The organism is Pseudonocardia sp. SID8383 (genome assembly GCF_009864975.1).
Classification (GTDB): Bacteria; Actinomycetota; Actinomycetes; order Mycobacteriales; family Pseudonocardiaceae; genus Pseudonocardia; species Pseudonocardia alni.
On sequence record NZ_WWFY01000850.1, the window covers coordinates 1 to 4092 of the forward strand.

4 protein-coding genes and 1 pseudogene are annotated in these 4092 nt (G+C 74.5%); all 5 read right to left on the minus strand.

Annotated features, from left to right (window positions below):
* On the minus strand, positions 1-253 hold a 253-nt coding region (locus GTW08_RS32045), incomplete at its 3' end, for a hypothetical protein (protein ID WP_237454023.1).
* 421 nt (positions 254-674) lie between these two features.
* A pseudogene (locus GTW08_RS32050) lies at positions 675-1442 on the minus strand (segregation/condensation protein A); the annotation flags it as partial.
* A 29-nt stretch (positions 1443-1471) separates the two neighbouring features.
* Positions 1472-2365, minus strand: a complete 894-nt coding sequence (locus tag GTW08_RS20610) for a ParA family protein (protein ID WP_073575215.1) — start codon at positions 2363-2365, stop codon at positions 1472-1474.
* A gap of 190 nt (positions 2366-2555) precedes the next feature.
* Positions 2556-3227, minus strand: a complete 672-nt coding sequence (locus GTW08_RS20615; RefSeq protein ID WP_073575216.1) for a DUF4097 family beta strand repeat-containing protein — start codon at positions 3225-3227, stop codon at positions 2556-2558.
* Positions 3228-3354: 127 nt separating this feature from the next.
* Positions 3355-4092 (minus strand): endonuclease domain-containing protein (locus tag GTW08_RS20620; RefSeq protein ID WP_161152403.1); only part of this gene is annotated, 738 nt, incomplete at its 5' end.

Below are 4092 nucleotides of genomic sequence, written 5' to 3' on the forward strand. Positions count from 1 at the left end.
CCCCGTCGGCCCCGTCGGCCCCGTCGGCCCCGTCGGCCCCGTCGGCCCCATCGGCCCCATCGGCCCCATCGGCCCCATCGGCCCCATCGGCCGTAGCCTCCGGCTCCGGAGCGGCTCGGTCGTCCGCGCCGGCCGCGACCTGCGGCGACGCGGTGGCGTGCGGGCTGCGCGGCACCGTGCGGCCGATCAGGCGCAGCAGCTCGGACGGGTCCTCCGGGTCGTCGGAGCCCGGCCGGTCGTCCGGCTCAGTCACCGGTGGTTCCGGTCCTCTCGTCGTCGGGGTCGGGACGGTGCACGTGCAGACCGTCGAGGTCCGCGTCCGGGCCGTCCGGATCCAGATCCGCCTCGTCCGGGCGGTCGAGGTCGGAGTCCGGACCGCCGAGGTCGTCGAGGTCCGCGTCCGGGTCGTCCAGGTCCGTATCCGGATCGTCCAGGCCCGCGTCCCGAGCCTCCGGGTCCGCTCCGGAATCGGAGTCGGCGTCGGGATCGGAGTCGGCGTCGGGATCGGAGTCGGCGGCGGAGTCAGGGGCGGAGCCGGGGCCGGACGCGACCGACTCGTCGACGCGGTTCTTCTTCCGGCGGCGCCGGTTGCGCGCCCGCACCGCCTCCTCGGCGGCCGCGGCCTCGTCCTCCAGCGCGGCGGCGTAAGCGACCGGGTCGTCCTCGCGGTCCGCGGTCCAGGTGACCGTCAGGTCGGCGAACGCCTCCGGCTGCTCCAGGGCCACCGATCGCTCCCGGTACAGCTCCAGCAGTGCCATGAACCGGGCGATGACCTCCAGCGTCGCGACGCAGTCGGCGGTCAGATCGGCGAAGGTGGCCGTCCCGGCGAGCGCGAGCCGCTCCCGCAGGATCGCCGCGTGCTCGGGCACCGACACGTGCACCGCGTGCAGGTGGTCGACGCCGACCTCGTCGGGCGGGCGCGGCCGGAACACCGCGGCGGCGAGCTCGGCGAAGGCCTGCGCGTCGACGCCGAGCAGCACCTCGGGCAGGAGCTCGGCGTAGCGGTCCTCGATCGCGACCGAGCGCGGGAAGCGGCGCATCGCGCCGTTCTCCAGCTCGACGAACAGCGCCGCGGCCTCCTTGTAGGCGCGGTACTGCAGCAGCCGGGCGAACAGCAGGTCACGGGCCTCGAGCAGGGCGAGGTCGTCCTCGTCGTCGACCTCGGCGCCGGGGACGAGCCGCGCGGCCTTCAGGTCGAGCAGGGTCGCCGCGACGACCAGGAACTCGGTGATCTCGTCGAGGTCGGCGTCGTCGCCGAGGTCGGTGAGATGGGCGATGAAGTCGTCGGTGACCTTGTGCAGGGCCATCTCGGTGAGGTCGAGCTCGTGCTTGCCGATCAGCTGCAGCAGCAGGTCGAACGGGCCCTCGAAGTTGTACAGCCGGACGGTGAAACGACGGGTCCGCGGCGCGGCGACGTCGTTGTCGTCGAGACCGTCGCCCAGACCTTCGGGAGCACCGTCGGCGAGCAGCGTCACCGGGCGATGACCTCGCGGGCGAGCATCCGGTACGCCTCCGCGGCGTACGACGTGGGCGCCCACGTCGTGATCGGCTCCCCGGCGACCGTGGTCTCCGGGAACTTGATCGTCCGGTTGATGACGGCGTCGAACACCTTGTCCCCGAACGCCTCCACCACGCGGTCGTGGACCTCGCGGGTGTGCAGCGTGCGGGTGTCGAACATCGTCGGGAGCACGCCGAGCAGGCGCAGGTCCGGGTTGAGCCGCTCGGTGACCTTGTCGATGGTGTCCATCAGCAGTGCCACGCCGCGCAGCGAGAAGAACTCGCACGCCAGCGGGATGAGGACCTCGTCGGCGCAGGCGAGCGCGTTGATCGTGAGCAGGCCCAGCGACGGCTGGCAGTCGATGAGGACGATGTCGTAGTCGGGCAGGAACCGCTTGAGGGCGCGGCCGAGTGCCTGCTCCCGGCCGACCTCGGTGACGAGCTGGACCTCGGCCGCCGACAGGTCGATGTTCGACGGCAGCAGGTCCAGGTTCTCGACGCCGGTGTCCTGGAGCACCTCGTCTGCCTCGACGCCGCGTTCCATCAACAGGTTGTAGACGGTGGACTCGAGCTGGTGGGGCTGCACGCCGAGGCCCACCGACAGCGCGCCCTGCGGGTCGAAGTCGACGAGCAGGACCCTGCGGCCGTACTCGGCGAGCGCGGCCCCGAGGTTGATCGTCGACGTCGTCTTCCCGACGCCGCCCTTCTGGTTCGCCACCGCGATCACGCGGGCCGGGCCGTGCACCGACAGCGGTGCGGGCTCGGGAGCGCGCGCGCTGGTGGTCTGGGTGCCTCGCCCGTGATCCGGCGTCGGCTCGTCGCTCGGGTCGTCGGGCCTGCCCTGGGCCTCCGGCCGCGTCGGGTTCATGCGGTCTCCGGTCTCGTCGCGGGTACCGTGCCGGGTCCCGGGTCCCGGTCAGGGCCTGAGACCGCACTGCAGGAGATGTCCCCACGTGCGGCGACGTCCCCGTCGGGCCACGTCGCGGTATGGATTTCCAGGTCACCCTACCTGCGGGCGGGCGCCGTCCGTCCGACGGTGCGCCCCGGCGTGTCGCGCCTCAGCGGGCGGGCAGGACCGAGACCCCGCCCGCGCTGCTCTTCGCGGTGATCCGGTGGTCGGCACCGGGCTGGTCGGGGACGCCGACCTCGGTCGACCCGGCGGAGGTCTCGGCGGTCACCTCGTAGGCCGGACCCACCGGGACCCGGATCTCGACGCCGCCGGCGCTGGACTCCGCGGTCACGTCCGCGGCCGCCGCGGCGAAGGTCAGCTCGACCGCGCCGGCGCTGGACCTCGCCCGCACGTCGCCCGGTCCGGCACCGGTGGCGCTGACCTCGCCCGCCGACGACGTCAGGTCCAGCGCCCCGGTCAGTCCCTGGACCTCGATGCCGCCCGCACGCAGGTCGACCAGCGCCGACGACGAGGCGGGCGCGGTCACCACGAGACCGGCCTGGCAGCGGTCGCCGCCCTGGTCCGGGCAGCGGACGGTGACCCGCAGGACGCCGCCGTCGACCTTCTGCTCGACCTGCGGGCGGGCGTCGCCGGTCCACCGCAGGTCCTGCTCGACCGACGCCTTCTCCCCCGCGACGAGGCGCAGCGCCCCGGCGTCGGAGTCGACCTCGACCCGGGTGACCGTCCCGTCGACGGGCTCGTTCACCGCCTGCTGCTGCTCCTGCCCGGCGGCGGCACCACCGCATCCGGCCAGGAGGAGTCCCGCCACGACCGCCGTCACCCACGCTCCGTACCGCATGGGCCCCGGAACGTAGTCGTTCGCCGTCCCACGCCGAGCGCCGCCCCCACGATCACGGATCGGGCACCGATCCGGTCGCTCACCGACTCCGACGGTGCCGGATCCGTGATCACCCGGTGGCGAGCCGGAGTGCGCGGCGGATCTCGGCGACCACCCGACCGGGTGCGGTGTCGAGGTCGTGCCAGGTCACCCGCAGGATCGTCCAGCCGTGGCCGGCCAGGACGTTGCCCTTGCGCCGGTCGTTGCGGAACCGCGCGACGTCGCTGTGCCACGCCCACCCGTCGAACTCGACGCCGACCCGTTCGGCCGGGAAGGCGAGGTCGAGCTCGTAGGGGCCGACCCGGTGGGCCCGTACCCACCCGGTCAGACCGGCCTCCCGCAGCACACGCATCAACCGCCGTTCGGCACCGGACCCGGCCCGGTCCCCCGCGGCGATGAGCAGCTCCCGTGCCCGGGGCGCGCCGGTGGCCCCGGTCATCCGGCACCAGGCCGCGTGCAGCGCACCGAACATCATCCCGCGCTGCAGCGCCCGGTCGAGGAGCGCGGCGCCGTCCGGCAGCGCGACGGCGGTCTCCAGCACGGTGAGTGGCCGCGCCGTCACCCCGACACCGCGGCGCACACCCCGGTCGGCCGGGTGCAGGTCCCGGCGGCGCACCCGCACCCCGGGCCGCACGGCGCGACGGGTCCGCCGCGGCACCGTCACCCCGGCGACGACCGGGGCGGCGTCGAGGATCCCGTGCCACCAGGCCGCGGTCGGCCCGTGCAGCACCGCGTCCGGACCCGCCCAGAACGACACCGCGCGCAGCCGGGCCTCGGGGCCGTACGGATGCGTCCGGTCGTGGTGGAC

Excerpts from the sequence above, each read along its gene's own strand:
- GTW08_RS20610 (WP_073575215.1), bottom strand. The coding sequence starts at position 2,365 with ATGAACCCGACGCGGCCGGAGGCCCAGGGCAGGCCCGACGACCCGAGC.